This window comes from Microbacterium sp. FG3 (assembly GCF_057809335.1).
This window is the reverse complement of record NZ_JBMDJT010000076.1, coordinates 1-954: the sequence shown is the minus strand read 5'-3', so window position 1 is coordinate 954 and position 954 is coordinate 1. Positions and strand designations below refer to the sequence as shown.

General features: G+C 67.0%; 2 protein-coding genes. One reads left to right on the top strand and one right to left on the bottom strand.

Annotation, left to right across the window (positions count from 1 at the left end; all coding sequences use genetic code 11):
• Nucleotides 1-353: hypothetical protein (locus tag ACODR5_RS13515; protein ID WP_488983912.1), on the top strand; the 353-nt coding region annotated here is incomplete at its 5' end.
• Here ACODR5_RS13515 and ACODR5_RS13510 read toward each other — a convergent pair.
• The gene (locus ACODR5_RS13510; protein ID WP_048809523.1) at nucleotides 334-867 is read right to left on the bottom strand and encodes an IS5 family transposase; all 534 of its coding nucleotides are present in this window, start codon (nucleotides 865-867) and stop codon (nucleotides 334-336) included. The two genes, ACODR5_RS13515 and ACODR5_RS13510, sit on opposite strands and share 20 nt — an antisense overlap.
• Between the last annotated feature and the right edge of the window lie 87 nt (nucleotides 868-954).

Below are 954 nucleotides of genomic sequence, written 5' to 3'. Positions count from 1 at the left end.
GAGTTGCGCGGGAGAATGGGCGTGTGAAGATCCAGGTGCTGCATATCGAGGATTGCCCGAATTGGCAGGAGGCGGGCGATCGAGTACGGCTGGTGCTCGACTCGATCGGACGGGGCGATGTTCCGGTGGAGTTCGTGTTGATCCGCACCGAGGCTGAGGCGGTGAGCTCTGGTTTCGCGGGCTCGCCCACGATTCTTCTGGACGGTCAGGACTTGTTCCCGTCCCAGGGGAACACTGCCGACTTGGCGTGCAGGGTCTATCTGACCGAGCGCGGCTTTGCGGGTGCGCCGACGGTGGGACAGCTTGAGCGCACGCTGCAGGAGCGCGAAGCGCTCAGCGGAGATCGGTCTTGATCCAGATCAGCGCCGCGGCGAGGCTGACGGCGGCTCGGTAGTTGCGGGCGAGTTTGTCCGAGCGCATCGCGATGCCGCGCCACTGCTTGAGACGGTTGAAGCAGCGTTCTACGACGTTGCGTCCCTTGTAGCGTTCCTTCTGCTTGTCGCCGAAAGCGATCGGCCGGCCCGGCTTCTTGCGGCGGTGCGCGATCTGGTCGTCCCGCTCGGGGATGGTCGCCGCGATCCTCCGGTCGCGGAGCCAGGCGCGGTTCGCCCTTGAGGGGTACCCCTTGTCGGCGAGCACCCGGTCGGGGCGGGTGCGGGGGCGGCCCTTCCCGTCGCGGGGAACGCGGATGTTCTCCAGCACCGCGCTCATCATCGTGGTGTCGTTGATGTTCCCGGCGGTGATCATCATGCTCAGCGGCCGGCCGCGGCCGTCGCAGACCAGGTGCAGTTTGGTCGTCAGCCCGCCGCGGGAGCGTCCGATCCCGTGATCAGGCGGCTCGGACCACGGATTCTTGTGATTCGGCACAGCCCCCTGTGTCCCGGGCGAGGGTCGCGCCGTGCTGATGCACGCGCGCGATCGTGGAGTCGATCGAGACGACCCAGTCGATTTCCC